Here is a 20,831-nt window from a genome sequence, read left to right on the forward strand (position 1 = left end):
CCCCGCATTAATCGTCCCGAACCGGACATAAACGGATTCCCAAGCGGGAAACGACACCGGCAGCTGACGATCAGAACGGCGACGGAATAAATCCATCGCCACGGTCGGCCGCTGCTCAAAATCGGCGGGGACGCACGTATGGTTAATGTGAAAGGCGTGAAAGTTTCGTCATTGCGATGGCAGGCATGGGTGCTGATCGCAATACTGGCGGTGCTTTCATGCCTGGGCCGTGCGCAGGCGCAGTCCGCCTGTACGGCCGGTGCCTGCGTCAGCGCCGGGCCCCGGCTGGCCTCGGTCGATTCGACCCAGAGCCCTGTTCTCAATCTGTTGTTCGGCGCGCTGCTGCCGGGCACGACGGTCAACCTGAGCGTGGCCGACTGGAACAACCTGGCCGGCGCCAGAATCAACCTCAACGCGCTGCTGACCCAGCTCAACGGCGGCGTGGTGGTCAGCGATCCCAGCCAGGTGCTCAACGCCAGCATCAGCCTGGGCCAGTTGCGCGCGGCGATGGTGCAGGTGCTGCAGGCCGACGGCCAGACCGCGGCGGCCAACGTCCTCAACGCGCTGCCGCTGGGCGTGGCCGGTACCTCCGGCAGCATCCGCCTGGCCGACCTGCTGCAGATCGCGTTGCCCACCGGCTCGCTGGCCACGGTGAACTTGAACGTGCTCGACCTGCTGACCGGCGGCGTGCAGCTGTACAACTTCCGCAACGTGTTGACCACGCCCACGCCGATCACCGTCAACACCGCCGCGCTCGGCCTCAATGGCGTGGCCAACGTGCGGTTGTGGCTGCAGGTGGTGGAGCCGCCGGTCTACACCTGCGGCGCGGTCGGTGCGGCATTCCACAGCGCGGCGATCCGCATCAAGCTCGACCTCGACCTTGTGCAGGGCCTGAACACCGGCACCCTCAGCGCCGCGCTCAGCGGGCTCAATCTGCTGGGGGTGTCGTTGTCCAACACCAGCATCAGCGCCAGCGTGCTGCACCTGCAGGTGTACGCCGACGTGGCCCGGGCCGAAGGCTCGATCTCGGCGATCAACCTGGTGGGCAATGCGGTCACGCTGCAGGCGCGCCCCGGTTTGGTGAACCTGTATGTCGGTCAGATCAGCGATGCGACCTTCTTCAACCGCAGCACGGTGCTGACCTCGACCGCGCTGAGCGCGGCGACGCTGACCTCGCTGAGCGTGAGCGTGCGGGTGTCGGCCAACGTCCTCGGCATCCTGACCCCCATCGCCGACGTGACCGTGCCACTGACGGTGACCATCCGCAGTTACGCCACCGCGACGCCGGGCCTGCAGAGCGCGAGCTTCACCGGCCCGTACCCACAGACCCGCACGCTCACCGCCGGGACGGTCAGCGCCGCGACGATGGTCTCCACGCTGGTCAACTCGCTGAGCATCCAGGTGACCAGCGGCAATCCGACGGTGACGCTGCTGGCCGGCATCGCCTTGCCGCTGCCGGTGGCCGACCTGGTCAACGGCATCGTCAACGCGCTGCTGACGCCGATCCGCACGCAGGTCAACGCCCTGGTCACCCCCGTGCTGACCGCACTGCTGGGCGGGCTGGTGGACAACCTGCTGGCGCTGCTGGGCATCCGTATCGGCCAGGCGGTGTTCACTGTGGAAGGCGTGACCCAGGCGTGCGCGGCCACCCTGCAGCTGGTCAAAGACCTGCAGCCGACCAGCGACACCGGGCGCTTCAACCTGTCCATCTCCTACAACGGCAGCACCGTCGGCTCTGCGAGCAACGTCGGCAACAACGGTGCCACTGCCGCGGTCATCACCGTACCCGGCGGCAGCTACGCGCTGGCCGAGGCGGCGGCTGCCGGCACCACGCTCACGCGCTACGCCAGCAGTTGGCAGTGCCTGGACCAGAACAACGCGGTGGTGTCCTCCGGCACCGGCGGCAGCTTCACCCTGCAGGCGCCGGCGATGACCGCCACCGCGGTCACCCTGGTGTGCCGCATCACCAATCGAACGCGGCAGGCCGATCTGTCGATCACCAAAAGCGATGGCAGCGGTAGCTACACGCCGGGTGGCACGGCGACCTACACGCTGCTGGTGAGCAATGGCGGTCCCGATGCGGTCACCAATGCGGTGGTCACCGACACCCTGCCCAACGGCACCACGCTGCGTGGCGCGTGGACCTGCAGTGCCTCCACCGGCAGCGCCTGCGCGGTGGCCACGGGTGGGGCGGTGGGCGATGGCGCGGTCAACGTCGGGGTGAACCTGATCAATGGCGGGCAGGCAACGATCAGTGTGCCGGTGAGTTTCAGCAGCAACCCGGGCGCGTACTGACGCGCGCGGTGGCAGTGCAGTGGGCGCGGGGATGACCTCGCGCTGGGGATGGACAGGATCATCGTGACCGACCGGCCCGCAAGGGCAGGGCGAACGCTTTCGAGGATGAGCGCATGGCAGCAACCGGCAAGCAGGGCAGGGCAGGCAGGGCATCGGCCCGCATCGCATGCGCGATGGCCCTGTTGATGGTGCTGCTGCCGCCGCCGCTACTGGCGCAGGGTTACCCCAACCCACTCAACAACACGGCCAGCGTGACGGCGCCGACGGATGTGTCCGATCCCACGCCGGGCAACAACAGCGCCACCGATACCAACGCACTGGCGCTGCAGGCGCAGTTGAGCGTGACCAAGACGCTGCTCAGCGCCAGCCCGGTCGCCGCGGGCGGGGCCGTGCAGTACCGCATCCAGATCAACAACGCCGGGCCGTCGGCAGCGTCGGCCGTCGGCGTGGTCGACAACGTGTCCGCGTTGCTCACCAATGTCGGCTGGACCTGCCAGGGCGCCACTGCGGCATCGTCATGCGCGCAGTCCAACGGCACCGGCAACGCGATCAACGTGCAGGTCAACGTGGCCGTGGGGGACAGCGTGGTGCTGCTGGTCAATGCCACCGCACCGACCGCCACGCCGGCCACGGTGCCGGCCAACAGCGTGGCGCTGGTGCTGCCGCCAGGCACGACCGATCCGACCCCGGGCGACAACACCGCCACCACGCCGGCGGTGCCGGTGCAGCCCAACGCGCTGGTGGCCAACAACGATACCTTCGCCACGCCCATCTCCTCGACCACCGGCGGCAACACGCCGACGGTGCTGGCCAACGACACGCTCAACGGCGCGCCGGTGAACGGTGCCAACCTGATCATCTCGCTGCAGAATGCGCCGGCCGGCTTCACCATCAACGGCGCCGGTGTGATTGCGGTACCCGCGGGGGCGACGGCGGGCGCGACCAGCCTGACCTACCAGATCTGCGAGAACGCCTCGCCGTCCAACTGCGCCACCGCCATCGCCAGTGTCGTCATCGGTCCCACGGCGGCGAACGACAGCTTCAACGCCACCGGTGGCGCGCCGTCGTTGAGCGGCACCGTGGCCGGCAACGACAACGCACCGGCCGGTGCGCAGTTCAGCGTGACCGGTACGCCGCCGGCCGGGCTCACCCTCAACAGCGACGGCAGCTTCGCCTATGCACCTGCCGGCGGCATCGCCGCGGCAACCTCCTTCCAGTACCAGGTCTGCCTGCCGGCACCGAACGGTGGCGTGTGCGCGACGGCGACCGCGTCGATCGTGGTCAATGCCAATGCGCTGGTCGCGGTCGATGACACCTTCGCCACGCCGATCCCGCCCGGCGCCGGTGGCATCACCCCGAGCGTGCTCGGCAACGACACCTTCAATGGCGGTGCGGTGCCCACCGCGCAGGTCACGCTGAGCCTGGTCGGTGCGCCGGCCGGTGTTGCGATCAACCCCAACGGCACGATCCAGGTGCCGGCCACGGCGGCCGCCGGTCCTCTGGCGCTGACCTACCGCTTCTGCGAGATCGCGCTGCCGGCCAACTGCGCCACCGCCGCCGCCACTCTGGTCATCAGCCCCGATGCGGTGAACGACACGGTCACCACGCCGGGCGGCGGTCAGCCGGCGACTGGCAGCCTGGCCGGCAACGACACCATCGCCAGCGGTTCCACCTACACGCTCGGCATCGCACCGACGCGCGGCACGGCCGTGGTCAATGCCGATGGTACCTTCACCTACACCCCCACCAACGCCAACACCGGGCCGGACAGCTTCACCTACCAGGTGTGTCTGCCGGCACCGAACAACAGCGTGTGCGATACCGCCACGGTCAGCGTCAACGTGCAGGGCAACGTGATCGTCGCGGTGAACGACACCTTCGCCACGCCGCTGCAGCCCGGTGCGACCAGCCCGGCCAGTCTGCTGGCCAATGACACCCTCAACGGTGCGGCGGTGGTGCCGGGCACGGTCAGCCTGGTGCTCACCGGTGCGCCGGCCGGCTACACCGTCAACGCCGCTGGACAGGTCGTGATTCCGGGCGGCGCGGCGGCCGGCGAGGTGACCTTCAGTTACCAGCTCTGCGAACAGGCCACGCCGGGCAACTGCGCCACGGCCAATGTGCAGTTGGTGATCGCCCCCGATGCGGTCGATGACACGTTCGCTGCCACGGCGGGCATCGCGTTGACCGGCACCGTGGCCGGCAATGACAACGTGCCTGCCGGTGCGCAGTTCAGCCTGCTGGCCGGGGCCGCGCATGGCAGCGTGGGCGTCAACGCCGATGGCAGCTTCAGCTATACCGCGCAGTCGGCCTACACCGGGCCGGACAGCTTCCGTTACCAGGTGTGCCTGCCGGCACCGGATGCGTCGGTCTGCGACGCCGCGTCGGTGACGATCAACGTCAGCCCCGGCGCGATCGTCGCCGGCAACGATGACTTCAGCAGCGCGCCGCTGACCGGTGCAGGTGGGCTGACCGCCAGCGTGCTGGCCAACGACACCCTCAACGGCGTCGCCATCCTGCCGGCGCAGGCCACGCTGTCGTTGATCAATGCACCGCCGGCCGGTTACACGCTCGAACCCAACGGCCAGTTGCAGGTGCCCGCCGGTGCGCCGGCCGGCCCCGTCGGCCTGACCTACCAGCTGTGCCAGGCCGGCACCGGCAACTGCACCACCGCGACCATCGCCGTGGTGATCGCCCCCGATGCGGTGGCCGATGCATTCACCACGCAAGTGGGTACAGCGCTCAACGGCACTGTGGCGGTCAATGACAACATCGCTGCCGGTACCACCTTCGCCACCACCGGCGCAGTGCCGCCGGGCCTGGTGTTCAACACCGATGGCAGCTTCACCTATACGCCGCCAGCGCAGTACACCGGTACCACCACGTTCCTCTATCAGGCGTGCCTGGCCGCGCCGCTGGCGGGTGTCTGCGATAGCGCCACGGTCACCCTCAACGTCAACGCCGGCACCCTGGTGGCCAACGATGACGATTTCCGCGCGGCGATCATCAACCCGGCCAGCGGCGGCACCACCAACAGCGTGCTGGGCAACGACACCCTCAATGGCGCGATTCCGCCTGCGCCTGCCGATGTGATCCTGTCCCTCATCGGTGCGCCGGCGGGGTATGTGCTCAACAGCAACGGCACGATTTCGGTACCCGGCGGTGCGGCGGCCGGCGCGGTCGATTTCTCCTATCAGTTGTGCGAAGCCGCGCTGCCCGGCAACTGCACTACGGCGGCGGTGCGCCTGCTGCTGGCGCCGGTTGCGGTCAACGACACCTTCAGTACGCCGGTGGGTGTTGCACTGACCGGCAGCGTGGCCGGCAACGACAACGTGCCTGCCAATGCCACCTTCAGCCTCAGCGGCACCGCCCCGGCCGGGCTGGTGTTCAATCCCACCGGTGGCTTCACCTACACGCCGCCGGCGGGCATCCAGGGCGCGGTCACCTTCGCCTACCAGGCCTGCCTGCCGGCGCCTGACACCAGCGTGTGCGCCGGGGCCACGGTCACCGTCAACGTCAACGCCGGCACCCTGGTCGCCAACGACGATGACGTCCGCGCCACGCCGATCAATCCCGCCACGGGCGGCAGCACCGCATCGGTCCTCAACAACGACAGCCTCAACGGCACCGTGCCGCCGGCCTCGGCCGACGTCCTGCTGAGCCTGGTAGGCGCGCCATCGGGCTACACCCTGGCGGCCGATGGCACATTGACCATCGCCAGCGGCGTGCCGGCCGGTGCGGTCACGCTGACCTATCAGCTGTGCGAGGCTGCGTTGCCGACCAATTGCGATTCGGCGCAGATGCGCCTGGTGGTCTCCCCGTCGGCAGCCGCCGACGTGTTCTCCACGCCGGCCGGGCAGTTGCTGGCCGGCAATGTCGGCAGCAACGACAATGCGCCGGCCGGTGCGGTCTTCAGTGTCACCGGTGCCGTTCCGGCGGGCCTGCAGTTCGGCCCGGATGGCACGTTCCTGTACACCCCACCGGCTGGCGTTACCGGGCCGGTCGGTTTCACCTACCAGGTGTGTCTGCCTGCGCCGGACAACGCCCAGTGCAGCACGGCCAGCGCCACCATCAACGTCAACGCCGGCACCCTGGTGGCACGGGACGATGATTTCACCGCCACCCCGCTCACGCCCGGCAATAGCAGCGGCACCAGCGTGCTGCTCAACGACACCCTCGATGGCGTCACCCCGCCAGCGGCCAGCAGCGTGATCCTGAGTCTGGTCGGTGCGCCGGCGGGCTACGCGCTGGATGCCAACGGCCTGCTGCAGGTGCCTGCCGGTGCGGTCGGCGGCGCCACCGTGTTGGCCTACCAGGTCTGCCAGAGCGTGCTGCCGAGCAACTGCGCCAGCGCGACCATCCGCCTGGTCGTGACCCCGTCGGCGAGCAACGACACCTATTCCACCGCGGCCGGGCAGGCGCTCAACGGCAACGTGGGCGACAACGACAACGTGCCCGCCGGCGCACTGTTCACCGTGACCAGCGCCGCGCCGCCCGGGCTGACCTTCAGCGCGTCGGGCAGCTTCAGCTATGTGCCGCCGGTCGGCACCACCGGCGCGGTGGGCTTCGATTACCAGGTCTGCCTGCCGGCACCGAATGCGGCGCTGTGCGCGACCGCGCGCGCCACCCTCAACGTCACCGCCGGCACGCTCGCGGCGATCAACGATGACTTCAGCAGTACCCCGATCAATCCGGTCAGCGGTGGCAGCACCCCCTCGGTGCTGGCCAACGATTCGCTCAACGGCACCATCCCGCCGGCGGCGGCCGATGTGCTGCTGACCCTGCAGGGCGCGCCGGCCGGGCTGGGCATCACCCCCGAAGGCGCGGTGACAGTGGCGGCCGGTACCGCGGCCGGGGTGAAGAACCTGATCTACCAGCTGTGCGAAGCAGCGGCACCGGCCAACTGCACCACCGCCACGATCCGCCTGCTGGTGGCGCCCTCGGCAGTGGACGACGCGCTGTCTACGCCGGCCGGGCAGGTGCTCAACAGCTCGGTGGCCACCAACGACAACGCACCGGTCGGTGCGCGCTTCGAGGTGGTGGGCACCGTGCCGACCGGCCTGGTGCTGGCCACCGACGGCACGCTGACCTATACGCCGCCGGCCGGCTTCAGCGGCGCGGTGAGCTTCACCTATCAGGTCTGCCTGCCTGCGCCGGATGCGGGCGTCTGCGCCACCGCCACGGCCACGCTCAACGTCAACAGCGGCACGCTGGTGGCCGTCGACGACACCTTCCCCACGCCGATCGCGCCGGGCGCGCCTTCGCCGAGCGTCCTTGGCAACGACACCCTCAACGGCACCACGCCGCTGGCCACCGAGGTGGTGCTGTCGCTGGTCGGCGCGCCGACCGGCTTCAGCATCGCCGGCGATGGCACGGTGAGCGTGTCTGCCGGGACCGCCGCCGGTGCGACCACGCTCACCTACCAGATCTGCGAGGCGGCCGCGTCGACCAACTGCGATACCGCCAGCATCGCGCTGATCGTCGCCCCGGCACCGGTCAATGATGCCTTCGCCGTGCAGGCCGGGCAGACCGTCAGTGGCAGCGTCGCCGCCAACGACAACCTGCCGATCGGCGCGCTCTACACGGTGCAGGGCACGTTGCCGGCCGGGGTGACGCTCAATGGCGATGGCAGCTTCAGCTATACGCCGCCGGCCGGCACGACCAGCCCGGCCAGCTTCGACTATCGCGCCTGCCTGCCTGCACCGAACGCGGCGGTCTGCGGCACGGCGACGGTGACGTTGAACATCAACAACGGGACGCTGGTCGCCAACGACGACAGCTTCCTACCGATCGCACCCGGCAGCAGCACGCCCAGCGTGCTGGGCAACGACGCGCTCAACGGCGTGAGCCCGCCGGCGCCGGCGAATGTGTCGCTGTCGCTGGTCGGTGCGCCGACCGGCTTCACGATCAATCCCAACGGCACGGTAGCGGTGGCCGCCAGCGCGCCCACCGGTGCGATCACGCTGACCTACCAGCTCTGCGAAACGGCGGCGGCCAACAACTGCGACACCGCCAGCATCGCGCTGGTGGTGCGTCCGGCCCCGGTGGACGATGTGATTGCCGTGCAGGCCGGACAAGCCAATACCGGCACCGTGTCCGGCAACGACAACATGCCGGCCGGCTCGACCTGGAACGTGGTATCGCCGCCACAGGGGCTGGCCTTCAACAGCAACGGCAGCTTCACCTACACCCCGCCGGTCGGCACCATCGGCCCGGTCACCTTCACCTACCAGGCCTGCCTGCCGGCACCGGATACCACCGTGTGCGGCACAGCCACCGCAACGTTGAACATCGCCGTCACCGCCATCGTGGCCAATGACGATACGTTCGCTACGCCGATCTCCACCGGTTCGGCCACGCCCAGCGTGCTGGTCAACGATGCGCTCAATGGGGTGACCCCGCCGGCGGCGGCGAGCGTGCAGCTGCTGCTGGTCGGCGCACCGGCCGGCTTCGTGATCAACAACGATGGCACCGTGCAGGTGCCGGCCGGGGTCATCGCCGGTGCCACCACGCTGACCTATCAGCTGTGCGAGGCCGCCTCGCCGATCAACTGCGCCACGGCCACGATCCGGCTGGTGGTCACGCCCGCGCCGCAGAACGATGCGTTCGCCGTGCAGGCCGGCGGCACCCTCGCCAACGGCAGCGTAGCGGGCAATGACAGCATGCCCGCCGGCTCGACCTGGGCGGTGCAGGGCACCCCGCCAGCCGGGTTGCTGTTCAATCCCAATGGCACCTTCACCTATACCCCGCCGGTGAACACCACCGGGGCAGTCACCTTCACCTACCAGACCTGCCTGCCCGCACCCGACGCCGGTGTGTGTGGCATCGCGACGGCGACGTTGAACGTCAACCTGGGCACGCTGACCGCCGGCGATGACAGCTTCACCGGCATTGCAGCCGGTGGCACCACGCCGAGCGTACTGGGCAACGATGCGCTCAATGGCGTCAGCCCGCCGGCCCCGGCCAGCGTGCAGCTCACCCTGGTCGGTGCGCCGACCGGCTACGCCATCGCCGCCGATGGCACGATCAGCGTGCCGGCCGGCGTGACCGCAGGGGCGGCCACGCTCACCTATCAAATCTGCGAGACCGCCGCGTCGACCAACTGCGATACCGCCACGGTGGCGCTGGTGATCACCCCGACACCGCAGAACGATGCATATTCGGTGCAGGCCGGCGGCACGATCAGCAATGGCAACGTCGCGGCCAATGACGACATGCCTGCGGGGTCCAGCTGGGCCGTGCAGGGCACCGCCCCGGCGGGGCTGATCTTCAACGCCGATGGCACCTTCACCTACACCCCGGCGGTGGGCACGACCAGCCCGGTGAGCTTCACCTACCAGGCCTGCCTGCCGACCCCGAACGCGGCGCTGTGCGGCGTCGCCAGCGTCACCCTCAACATCAACGCCGGCACGCTGGCGGCGGTCGATGACACCCTCAGCGGCGTTGCCGCCGGGACCACCTCGGCAGCCAGCGTGCTGGCCAACGACACGCTCAACGGCACCCGTCCGCCGCTGCCGGGCGATGTGGTGCTCAGCCTGGTCGGCGCGCCGGCCGGCTTCGCCATCACCGCCACCGGCACCATCAGCGTGGCCACCGGCGTGGTCTCCGGGCCCACCGCGATCACCTACCAGATCTGCGAAGCCGCCGCGCCGACCAACTGCGATACCGCCACCGTCACCGTCATCGTGACCCCGACGCCGCAGAACGACGCCTTTACCGTGCAGGCCGGGCAGACGCTGAGCACCAGCGTGGCCGGCAACGACACCATGCCCGCCGGTGCGGTCTACACGTTGCAGGGCACGGCGCCCGCCGGCCTGTCCTTCACCGGCAGCGGTGCGTTCACCTATACCCCGCCGACCGGCACGCCAAGCCCGGTCAACTTCACTTACCAGGCCTGCCTGCCGGCACCGAACGCGGCGCTGTGCGGCACCGCCAGCGTGTCCATCAGCATTGGCACCGGCACGCTGCTGGCCGGCAACGACACGCTCAGCGGCGTCGCCCCCGGGACCGCCTCGGCGGCCAGCGTGCTCGCCAACGACAGCCTCAACGGCGTGTCGCCGCCGGCCGCCGGCAGCGTGCTGTTGAGCCTGGTCGGTGCACCGGGTGGCTTTGCGATCACACCCAACGGCACGATCAGTGTGTCCACCGGCGTCAGCGCCGGCCCCACCACGCTCACCTACCAGATCTGCGAAGCCGCCGCGCCGGGCAACTGCGCTACCGCCACGGTGACGGTGATCGTCAGCCCGACGCCACAGAACGACGCGTTCGCGGTGCAGGCCGGGCAGACGCTGAGCAACAGCGTGGCCAGCAACGACAGCATGCCGGCCGGGTCGAGCTGGGCCGTGCAGGGCATGCCCCCGGCGGGGCTGTCGTTCAATCCCGATGGCAGCTTCACCTATACGCCGCCCGTCGGCACTGCCAGCCCGGTCGCCTTCGTCTACCGCGCGTGCCTGCCGGCACCCGACAACAACGTGTGCGGCACCGCCACGGTCACGCTCAACATCAACAACGGCACCCTGAGTGCCGGGGATGACACGTTGGTGGGTGTACTGCCGGGTGCCACCACCGGCGCCAGCGTGCTGGCCAACGACAGCCTCAACGGCGTATCGCCGCCGGCCGCGGCCGACGTGCTGCTGACCCTGGTCGGTGCGCCGGGCGGCTTCACCCTCAACCCCGATGGCACCATCAGCGTGGGCGCAGGCGTCACCTCCGGCGCCACCACCGTGACCTACCAGATCTGCGAAGCCGCCGCGCCGAGCAACTGCGATACCGCCAGCGTCACCGTGGTGGTCACCCCGGCACCGCAGAACGACGCCTTCGCCGTGCAGGCCGGGCAGACCGTGTCCAACACCGTCGCAGCCAACGACAACACGCCGGCCGGCGCGGTCTTCACCCTGCAGGACAGCGCGCCGGCAGGACTGACCTTCAACAGCAACGGCACGTTCACCTATACGCCGGCCACCGGCGTGGTCGGTGCGGTCAGCGTCGCCTACCAGGTGTGCCTGCCGGCGCCGAATGCCAGCCTGTGCGGCCGCGCGATCCTCACCCTCAACATCAACAATGGCCTGCTGGTGGCCGGCGATGACACGCTCACCGGGGTCGCACCCGGCACCACGTCCGGTGCCAGCGTGCTGGCCAACGACAGCCTCAACGGCGTGTCCCCGCCCGCGCCGGCCGACGTGCTGCTCACGCTGGTCGGTGCACCGGCAGGTTTCAGCATCACCCCGGCCGGCACCCTCAGCGTGTCCAGCGGCGTCACCTCCGGCGCAACCCCGCTCACCTACCAGATCTGCGAAGCGGCCGCGCCCGCCAACTGCGATACCGCCAGCATCACCGTGGTCGTCAGCCCGGCGCCGCAGAACGATGCCTTCAACGTGCAGGTCGGGCAGACGCTGAGCAACAGCGTGGCCAGCAACGACAGCATGCCGGCCGGTGCGGTCTACACGGTGCAGGGCACGGCGCCGACCGGGCTGGCCTTCACCAGCAGCGGTGCGTTTACCTATACCCCGCCAGCCGGCACGCCCAGCCCGGTCGGCTTCACTTACCAGGCGTGCCTGCCCGCACCTTATGGGGCGGTGTGCGGCACCGCCACGGCGACCATCAACATCAACAACGGCACCCTGGTAGCCGGTGATGACGTGCTCACCGGCGTGGCAACCGGTTCGACCTCCAGCGTCAGCGTGCTCGCCAACGACCGCCTCAACGGGGTCAGCCCGCCGCTACCGGCCACCGTGCTGCTCAGCCTGGTCGGCGCGCCGTCCGGCTTCACCATCACTTCCGATGGCACCATCAACGTGGGCACCGGCGTCACCTCTGGCGCTACCACGCTCACCTACCAGATCTGCGAAGCCGCCGCGCCGGGCAACTGCGCTACGGCCACCGCCACCGTGGTGGTCACCCCGGCACCGCAGAACGACAGCTACACGATCCCCGCCGGCCAGCCGGGCACCGGCAACGTATCGCTCAACGACAACGTCCCGGCCGGTGCGCTCTACACGCTGACCAGCGGTGCGGTCGCCGGGCTGGTGTTCAACGCCGATGGCAGCTTCAGCTACACCCCACCGTCGGGCACCACCGGGCCGGTGAACTTCACCTATCGGGTCTGCCTGCCGGCGCCGTATGCCACCCAGTGCGGCGATGCCAGCGTCACCCTGACTCTGTCCGGCTCAGCCAACGTGGTGCTGGCGGTCAACGACGACTTCACCAGCACACCGGTGGACCCGGCGGTGGGCGGCACCATCGCCCGCTCGGTGCTGGACAACGACAGCTTCAACAACGTTTCCCCGCCGCCGGTGGGCAGCGTGGTCGCCAGCCTGACCGGCAGCACGCCGGGGTACACCATGAACAACCAGGGCCAGATCATGGTCGCCGCCGGCGTGCAGCCGGGCCAGGTGCAGTTGGCCTACCAGCTGTGCGAAAACGGCGTGCCCACCAACTGCACCACTGCCATTGCGACCGTGCGCGTGCAGGGCGCGGTCGGTGCACTGTTGGCGGTGGACGACAGCGGCGGCCCGGTCGGCCCTGCGGGTCAGACGCGCCTGTTGAACGTGTTCACCAACGATACGTTCAACACCGCACCGCTGGACCCGGCACAGGTCAGCTTCGCCCCGGTGGCCACCAACGCGCTGAGCGTCAGCGCCGACGGCTGGGTGGACGTCGCCGCCGGCCTGGCCGCTGGCAGCTACAGCACCTCCTACACGATCTGCCTGCTCAACCAGCCCACCGTGTGCGACACCGCGACCGTGAGCGTGACCGTCATCGCCGCCGCACCGGGCGTGGACGCCGAAGATGACCGCGTCCAGCTGCCCCAGGATGGCGTGATCGAGATTGACGTGCTGGGCAATGACCGGGTCAATGGCACCCCGATCGATCCGGATACCGTCACCGTGACCATCACCGCGCCGCCGCCGTACGGCACCGCCACGGTGATGCCGCGTGCGCGCATCCGCTTCGCCGCACTGGCCAATTTCTCCGGCGTGCAGGGCTTTGACTACCAGGTCTGCGATATTGCCGATCCGGCGATGTGCGCCTCGGCCACGGTGACCGTCACCGTTGATCCGAACGTGCTGACCCTGGTGGACGATGCGGTGACCGCGCAGACATCCGGGCCGGTGAAGATCGATGTAATGGCCAACGACAGCGCCCGCACCGCGGTGCTGGACCGGAGCTCACTGCAGGTGATCACCGCGCCGGCGCATGGCAGCGTGCAGTGCACCAATGGTCTGTGTATCTACACACCCGCCGCCAACTTCGCCGGTACCGACAGCTTCCGCTATCGGGTCTGCGACATGTCCATCCCCACCGCGCTGTGCGCCGAGGCCAACGTCGCGGTCACCGTGGCCGGCCAGCAGGCCGTGCTGCGCCTGACCAAGGTGGCGGCCAAGCGCAGCGCGCAGATCGGCGACCTTGTGCGCTACACCGTCACCATCGACAACGTCGGCGAGGTCGACGCCAACGGCGCCACGCTGCTGGATACGCTCCCGCCTGGCTTCGCTTTCGTCAGCGGCGGTTTCGCGGTGCAGGATGCCGACAACGATGCGCGCACCAGCGGCGTGCAGCCGCTGCGCATCGACGGCATCGACGTGCCGGTGGGCGAACGTGCCACCGTGGTGTACTACCTGCGCGTCGGCGCGGGCACCGGCACCGGCGTGCATACCAACCGCATCACCGCCATCGACGGCGAAAACCGCAGCATCGGCAACGTCGCCTCGGCCGAGGTGGATGTCACCACCGATCCGCTGCTGGATGAAAGCCTGATCGTCGGCAGCGTGTTCGATGACCGCAACGGCAATGGCATCCAGGATGCAGGCGAACGCGGCATTCCCGGCGTGCGCGTGGCGGCGGTGGAAGGCCTGCTGATGGAAACCGATGCGTTCGGTCGCTACCACCTGGTCGGCATCCTCGGCGGCCAGGCACGTGGGCGCAACTTCATCCTCAAGGTCGATCCGTCCACGCTGCCGGCCGGGGCGATGTTCACCACGCCCAACCCGCTGGTCCGCCGTATCACCCCCGGGCTGCCGGCGCGCTTCGACTTCGGCGTGCGCATGCCCGACGGCGTGCTGAGCACGGCGGCACCGTCCCAGACGGCAACGCCCCGACCGGCGCGGATCGAACTGGGCCAGGCGCTGTTCGCGCCGGGGAGTGCGCAGCTGGCGGCCGACCGTGCCCCGGTGCTGGACACCGCCGCTCAGGCGCTGGTCGCACGCGGTGGCGGCAGGCTGCTGCTCACCGCCGCACGCGGTGAGGAAGCACTGGCCGGCCAACGCGCCCATGCGCTGCAGGTTGCACTGGCCGCGCGCGTGCCGGCTGCGGTGGCGCACGCAACCCGCATCGAGGTGCTGGCCGCTGACGGCAGCGTGCTGCAGCAGCTGCGGCTGGACGATCCCCCCGAGCTCCCTGCCAACACCGATTCTGCCCGCAGGGAGGACCGCTGACCCATGGACATGACCCTGAGCCAGACACCGCTTCGCACCCTGTTGCTTCGTCATGCCGGCGCCGGTGTGGCGGCCGTGCTGCTGACCCTTGCGCCGGCGATGGCGCAAACGGCATCACCGCCTGCCAGCATCCAGTGCGACGCGGAGAGCTGCCGCAACGCCGACGGCCTGCTGCTGCGCATCGCCGACGACGCCGAAGCCCCGGTCCTGCCGTTGCCCGGTCGTCTCGCTCCGGCGCCAGCCGAGCCGGTGCCGCTGACGCCAGCGACCACGGCCGATGTGGCGGCACCGGGCGGCCAGTTCATGGCCGAGCTGCCCAACGGTGGCGTGGTGTGGGCCACCGAAGATCCCACCATGGTGCCGCCCAGCCTGAGCGTGCAGGCGGCAGCGACGGTACCGTTCGAGAACGGCCGGGTGATCCGCCCGCTGCGTTTCCACAGCTACAACAACTACGCCTCCTTCATCCAGAAACTGGAGGTCACCCTGTACCGCGGCACCGATACCGACCTGGTCACGCCGCTGGCGCGTATCACGCTGCCGTCGGACTATGTCGGCGATGCCGAATGGAACGGCGAGATGCCGGGCAACATCAAGCTGCGCACCGGTGATGAGCTGATCTACGTCGCGCGCGCCTACGGCGCTGGCGGGTCCTTCGATGAAACCCGCATCCAGCGCATCCAGCTGGTGACTCCGGCCGACTTCGACCGTGGCCTGCAGATCACCCGCGAGAACGTGCAGAAGACCCTGGGCCAGGCACTGGACGGCGACAGTGCGCAGGACCTGCAGCTGAGCAACAGCATCTACGGACAGAGCACGCTGCGCCTGCAGAACATTCCCATCCACGGCTCGCGCGTGCGCCTGTACGGCCGCAACCTCGAACCGAACAGCCGGGTGCGCATCAACGGCCAGGACTTCCCGGTCGACCTGGAGCAGAAGTTCGCCGCCGAGTTCCTTGAGCCCGTCGGTCAGCATCGCTACGACGTCAGCGTGGAATCGCGCGATGCGCCGTCGGCCCAGCGACAGCTGGACGTGGATGTCACCGGTCGCTATCTGTTCCTGGTCGCCATCGCCGATGTCACCGTCTCCAAAAACAGCGCCAGCGGCAACCTGCAGCCACTGGCCGCCGATGATCGCGACGACGACGGCTTCCTCAGCGAGGGGCGGCTGGCGTTCTACCTCAAGGGCAAGATGCGCGGCAAATACCTGGTGACCGCACAGGCCGATACCCAGGACCGCGAGCTCAAGTACCTGTTCCGCGATTTCACCCAGGCCGACGCGCAGGACGTGTTCCGCCGCCTCGACCCGGACCTGTATTACCCGGTGTACGGCGACGATTCCACCACCTACCGCGACGTGGACACGCAGGGGCGCCTGTACCTGCGCGTGGACTGGGACCAGAGCCAGGCGCTGTGGGGCAACTACGCCACCGGCATCACCGGCACCGAATATGGCCAGTACGTGCGCTCGCTGTACGGCGGTGCGTTGAACTGGCGCTCGCTGGCCGCCACCCCGCTGGGTGATGCGCGCTCGCAGCTGAAGCTGTTCGGCTCCGAGGCGCAGTCCGCGCCGGGCCACAGCGAGTTCCTCGGCACCGGCGGCAGCCTCTACTACCTGCGCCACACCGACGTGCTGCCCGGCTCGGAGCAGGTGGTGCTGGAAGTACGCGACCGTACCACCGGCCGCACCGAAACCCGCGCCAGCCTGCAGGAAGGCGTGGACTACGAAATCGACAACCTGCAGGGCCGCCTGATCCTGACCCGCCCGCTGGCCCAGCTCACCCGCGAGAATGTCCGCAGCATCACCCGCGACATGCCGCTGGATGGCTACGACCAGCTGCTGCTGGTGGATTACGAATACGTGCCGCTGGGCTTCAGCAGCGACGATGTCACCTACGGTGCGCGCGGGCGGCAGTGGATCGGCGACCACGTGGCGATCGGCGGCACCTGGATCGACGAGAACCGCAGCGGTGAGAACTACAGCCTCAAGGGCGCCGACCTGACCCTGCAGGCCGGGCGTGGCACCTACCTGAAGGTCGAGCAGACCCGCACCGACGCCACCGCCGCACCGGTGTTCTACTCGGACAACGGCGGCCTGAGCTTCATCCGCCGCAACCCGTACGAAGGTCGGCGCTCGGGCACGGCCAGCGCGGTGGAAGCGCGCGCCAACCTGCGCGAACTGGGCTGGACCGCCCGCGACTGGAGCGTGGGCGCGTGGTGGCGCGACGTGGATGCCGGCTTCTCGGTAGCCCGCCAGGACACCGGCCAGCCGATCCAGGAATACGGTGCGGAATTCCTGGGCTACCTCACCGACGATCTCAGCCTGTATGGCCGGCATACCCGCACCGAGCAGGGTGACCTTGCGCTGGAGCAGAGCCAGCTCACCGCCGAGTGGCGGCTGGGCAACGACGGCCAGCTCACCGGCGAACTGCGCCGCGTGCGCGAAGAGCAGGAACGGCAGGACGTGTCCGCGCTGCTCGCGGCGATCGGGTATCGGCAGCGCTTCGGCTCGTCATGGGAGCTGTACGGCACCGGCCAGGTGACCCTGGATGACGACGGCGGCGCGTACGAGAAGAACGACCTGCTCACCCTCGGCGCGCGTTATCTGTTTGGCGACCGCAGCAGCGTGGGGGCCGAAGTCAGTGGTGGCAGCCGTGGCCATGGCGCCAAGGTCGATGCCGAATACCGCATGGCCCCGGACCACAGCCTGTACGGCAGCTACAGCTACAGCACCGATCGCACCGGCACCGATCCGTTGTTCGATACTGGCCTGCAGAGCGGCTGGACGCTGGGCCAGCGCTGGCGGTTGAGCAACCAGGTCAACGTCTACAACGAAAGCCAGTACCTCAAGGATCGCCGCCAGGACAACGCCGGGCTGGTGCACACCTTCGGCATGGACTTCTATCCCGCGCAGGGCTGGAACCTGGGCTTCACCGTCATGGATGGCGAACTGGATTCGACCGTCGGCCGTATCGACCGCCGCGCCTACAGCGTCAGTGGCGGGCGTACCGATGCGGTGGCGCAGTGGAGCAGCAAGCTGGAGTACCGCCGCGACAGCGGTGCCGAGCAGCGCGAGCAGTGGGTGACCACCAACCGCCTGCTGTACAAGCTCAACGAAGACTGGCGTTTCGCGCTGCGGGCCAACTATGCCGACACCGACGACCGCATCAATCCGCTGGCCGATGCCAAGCTGGTGGAAACCAACGTGGGCTTCGCCTGGCGTCCGCACGACAGCACCGGCTGGGCGGGCTTCGGCAAGTTCACCTATCTCTACGACGTGGCCTCGCTGGGCCAGGAAGGCGGCAACCTGTATGACCAGCGTTCGCAGGTGCTGTCGCTGGAAGGCATCCGCCAGCTCGGCGCGCGCTGGGAACTGGCCGGCAAGCTGGCCTCGCGCTGGGGCGACTACCGCACCGGTCGCGGCGAGGGCGCCTGGCTGGACAGCCGCGCCGACTTCGCCGCCCTGCAGCTGCGCTATCGCCTGTTCGAGAAGTGGGAAGGGTTGGCCGAACACCGCTGGTTGAAGGTGCGCGACGGTGGCGTGCGCAAGGGCTGGCTGGTGGGGCTGGATCGACGGGTAGGGGAGAACTTCAAGGTCGGAGTGGGCTACAACTTCACCGAGTTCAGCGATGACATGACCGAGCTGCGGTATGACCAGAAGGGGTTCTTCTTGAATATGGCGGGGTATTACTAGGCGTCGGTGGGCTGTCGGTAGAGCCGGGCCATGCCCGGCTGGGCCGCCGACTCACCATGCCTCGGTCAATCACGTTGGCGTGGATCCCGGCCATGCCGGGCTGGGCTTCTGACCCACCTGGCGTTGGCTGGCTTGCCATGCATGTGGCTTCGGCATTGTCTGGCCTGCCACGCATCCATCTTCGGCATTGACTGGCCTGCCACGCATGGCGTGGCACTACCGGAGATGGCGGCTTCGGCGGTCGGTTTCGGTTTGCTGTCGGTAGAGCCGGGCCATGCCCGGCTGGGGCCACCGAACCACCATGCCTCGGTCAATCACGTTGGGGTGTGGATCGGGCCATGCCTGGCGCGCTTCTGACCCACCTGGCGTTGGCCGGCTTGCCATGCATGTGGCTTCGGCATTGTCTGGCCTGCCACGTATCCATCTTCGGCATTGCCTGGCCTGCCACGCATGGCGTGGCACTACCGGAGATGGCGGCTTCGGCGGTCGGCTTCGGTTTGCTGTCGGTAGAGCCGGGCCATGCCCGGCTGGGGCCACCGACCCATCGTCCCCGTTCGGCCACGTCGTGGGTAGAGCCGGGCCATGCCCGGCTGGGGCCACCGACCCATCGTCCCCGTTCGGCCACGTCGTGGGTAGAGCCGGGCCATGCCCGGCTGGGGCCACCGACCATGACTGCATCGCCTCGGGCCTTCGGAGGCGGCGTGCCTGAACATCGGGCAACCTTTTCCGGCTGAATGGGTGACGGCGGCGAGCCCGTTCAGCCAGAAAACACGCTCCATCGTCTCATTAAACAGATCAAACTATTGATTTAAAAGGATTGTTTTCCCAATCCACCCCCTCTCGCCACTGTCATCATTTCGCGGTACGTTAGACGAGTGATCAGTGCCAGCGTCCCATGAACAGAACGCTGGAACTTCTTTCCCCTTTAGCAGTCCAAATGCCGGACTGCTAAGATGAGTGCTATGAGCCAGAACACCTCTACTGCCCTTGTGGCAAACAATCTCCCGATTCCCAGTGCGCTCGGTTCGCTGGACGCCTACATCGGTGCCGTGCACCAGATCCCGGTGCTGTCGGTCGATGACGAGCAGGATCTGGCCCGTCGCTTCCGCGACGAGCTGGATCTGGACGCCGCGCGCGAACTGGTCCATTCCCACCTGCGCTTCGTGGTGCACGTGGCCCGTGGCTACAACGGCTACGGCCTTGCGCTGGGCGACCTCATCCAGGAAGGCAACATCGGCCTGATGAAGGCCGTGAAGCGTTTCGACCCGGACATGGGCGTGCGCCTGGTGTCGTTCGCGGTGCACTGGATCCGTGCGGAAATGCACGAGTTCATCCTCAAGAACTGGCGCATCGTCAAGGTCGCCACCACCAAGGCGCAGCGCAAGCTGTTCTTCAACCTGCGCAAGTCCAAGACCCGCCTGGGCTGGATGAACGCGGCCGAAGTGCGCGCGGTGGCCAAGGACCTGAACGTCTCCGAGCGCGAAGTGCTGGAAATGGAATCGCGCCTGTCCGGTCGCGATATCGGTTTCGACGCGCCCAGCGATGAAGACAACGAAAACGCGCCGCCGTCGCCGGCCGCCTACCTGGTGGCCGACGCGGAAGACCCGTCGATGGCCTACGAGCGCGCCGACAGCGAAGACAACAAGCTGCAGCTGCTGCGCGAAGGCATGGCCGAACTGGATGCGCGCTCGCGCGACATCATCCGCCGTCGCTGGCTGGACGCGGACAGCAAGGTGACGCTGCAGGAGCTGGCCGACGAGTACGGCGTGTCGGCCGAACGCATCCGCCAGGTTGAAGCGAACGCGCTGAAGAAGATGAAGGCGCTGTTTACCGCTTGAGCGAGTGAGTCGTTGACTAACGTTAAATAATTTCAGCAACGTGATAATACGTGTCACGTTCGCTGATGTGATTCACGATCCGATGCCAGTTCTATGGCATCGGATTTTTTTTGCTTAGCCGAATTCGAAGCAGCCTTCTAACGATAGAGAAACCCGACTGACTGCTCCGGCATTCCAATCGTCTTGGTACTCGTGGCCGCGTGACGGGAATGCCTTGCAGACCTGCTTGTTGCGAGCTACGCGCCTGTCATCTTTGTGATATGAAATCGGAGCCTCAGGCGGAGGCTCTTTCAGGGAATGGAAAGGATGGCAGGATTTAACAATGGCGGCGACGACTTCGTCTTTGCGAGCCATGGGAAAAATAAGGTTCTTCACCCAACTCCGGGGAAGGCCGCCCGGATCTTCAGGAAGAAGTACGCGTCGTCTCGGTATCCGTAGGCGACGCGCTTGATGACCTTGATCTTGTTATTGATGCCTTCCACCAGGTTCGTCCCGAGAGGCCACCGGCAGTGGGCCAGGATGCCCGGCAGATAAGGCTGCAGACGGCGGACAAAGATGCGCAGCGGCTCCAGCCCGC

At 68.2% G+C, this 20,831-nt stretch carries 5 protein-coding genes; 4 read left to right on the forward strand and 1 reads right to left on the reverse strand.

The annotated features are described in order from the left end of the window. Nucleotides 1-189: 189 nt before the first annotated feature. From AC1DR7_RS10395 to rpoH, 4 genes are all read left to right on the forward strand, one after another. On the forward strand, nt 190-2,295 hold the full coding sequence (locus tag AC1DR7_RS10395) for a hypothetical protein (RefSeq protein WP_457317936.1): 2,106 nt from the start codon (nt 190-192) through the stop codon (nt 2,293-2,295). A 113-nt stretch (nt 2,296-2,408) separates the two neighbouring features. Continuing rightward, a complete protein-coding gene (locus AC1DR7_RS10400; RefSeq protein WP_478076473.1) occupies nt 2,409-14,726 on the forward strand; it encodes a beta strand repeat-containing protein in 12,318 nt (4,105 codons plus the stop codon). Nucleotides 14,727-14,729: 3 nt separating this feature from the next. Then, nucleotides 14,730-18,416, forward strand: coding sequence for a TonB-dependent receptor (locus tag AC1DR7_RS10405; protein WP_478050928.1), 3,687 nt, complete (start codon nt 14,730-14,732; stop codon nt 18,414-18,416). Nucleotides 18,417-19,378: 962 nt separating this feature from the next. Beyond that, complete coding sequence (gene rpoH, locus AC1DR7_RS10410) at nt 19,379-20,254, forward strand: RNA polymerase sigma factor RpoH (protein ID WP_038685839.1); 876 nt, start codon at nt 19,379-19,381, stop codon at nt 20,252-20,254. 371 nt (nt 20,255-20,625) lie between these two features. Here rpoH and AC1DR7_RS10415 read toward each other — a convergent pair. Beyond that, on the reverse strand, nt 20,626-20,831 hold a 206-nt coding region (locus tag AC1DR7_RS10415; protein ID WP_478076474.1), incomplete at its 5' end, for a transposase.

Source organism: Stenotrophomonas sp. P5_A9, assembly GCF_056400525.1.

Bases quoted from the DNA above. Each gene is read 5' to 3' on its own strand.
- AC1DR7_RS10405 (WP_478050928.1), top strand. From the start codon at position 14,730: ATGGACATGACCCTGAGCCAGACACCGCTTCGCACCCTGTTGCTTCGT.
- AC1DR7_RS10400 (WP_478076473.1), top strand. From the start codon at position 2,409: ATGGCAGCAACCGGCAAGCAGGGCAGGGCAGGCAGGGCATCGGCCCGC.
- rpoH (WP_038685839.1), top strand. From the start codon at position 19,379: ATGAGCCAGAACACCTCTACTGCCCTTGTGGCAAACAATCTCCCGATT.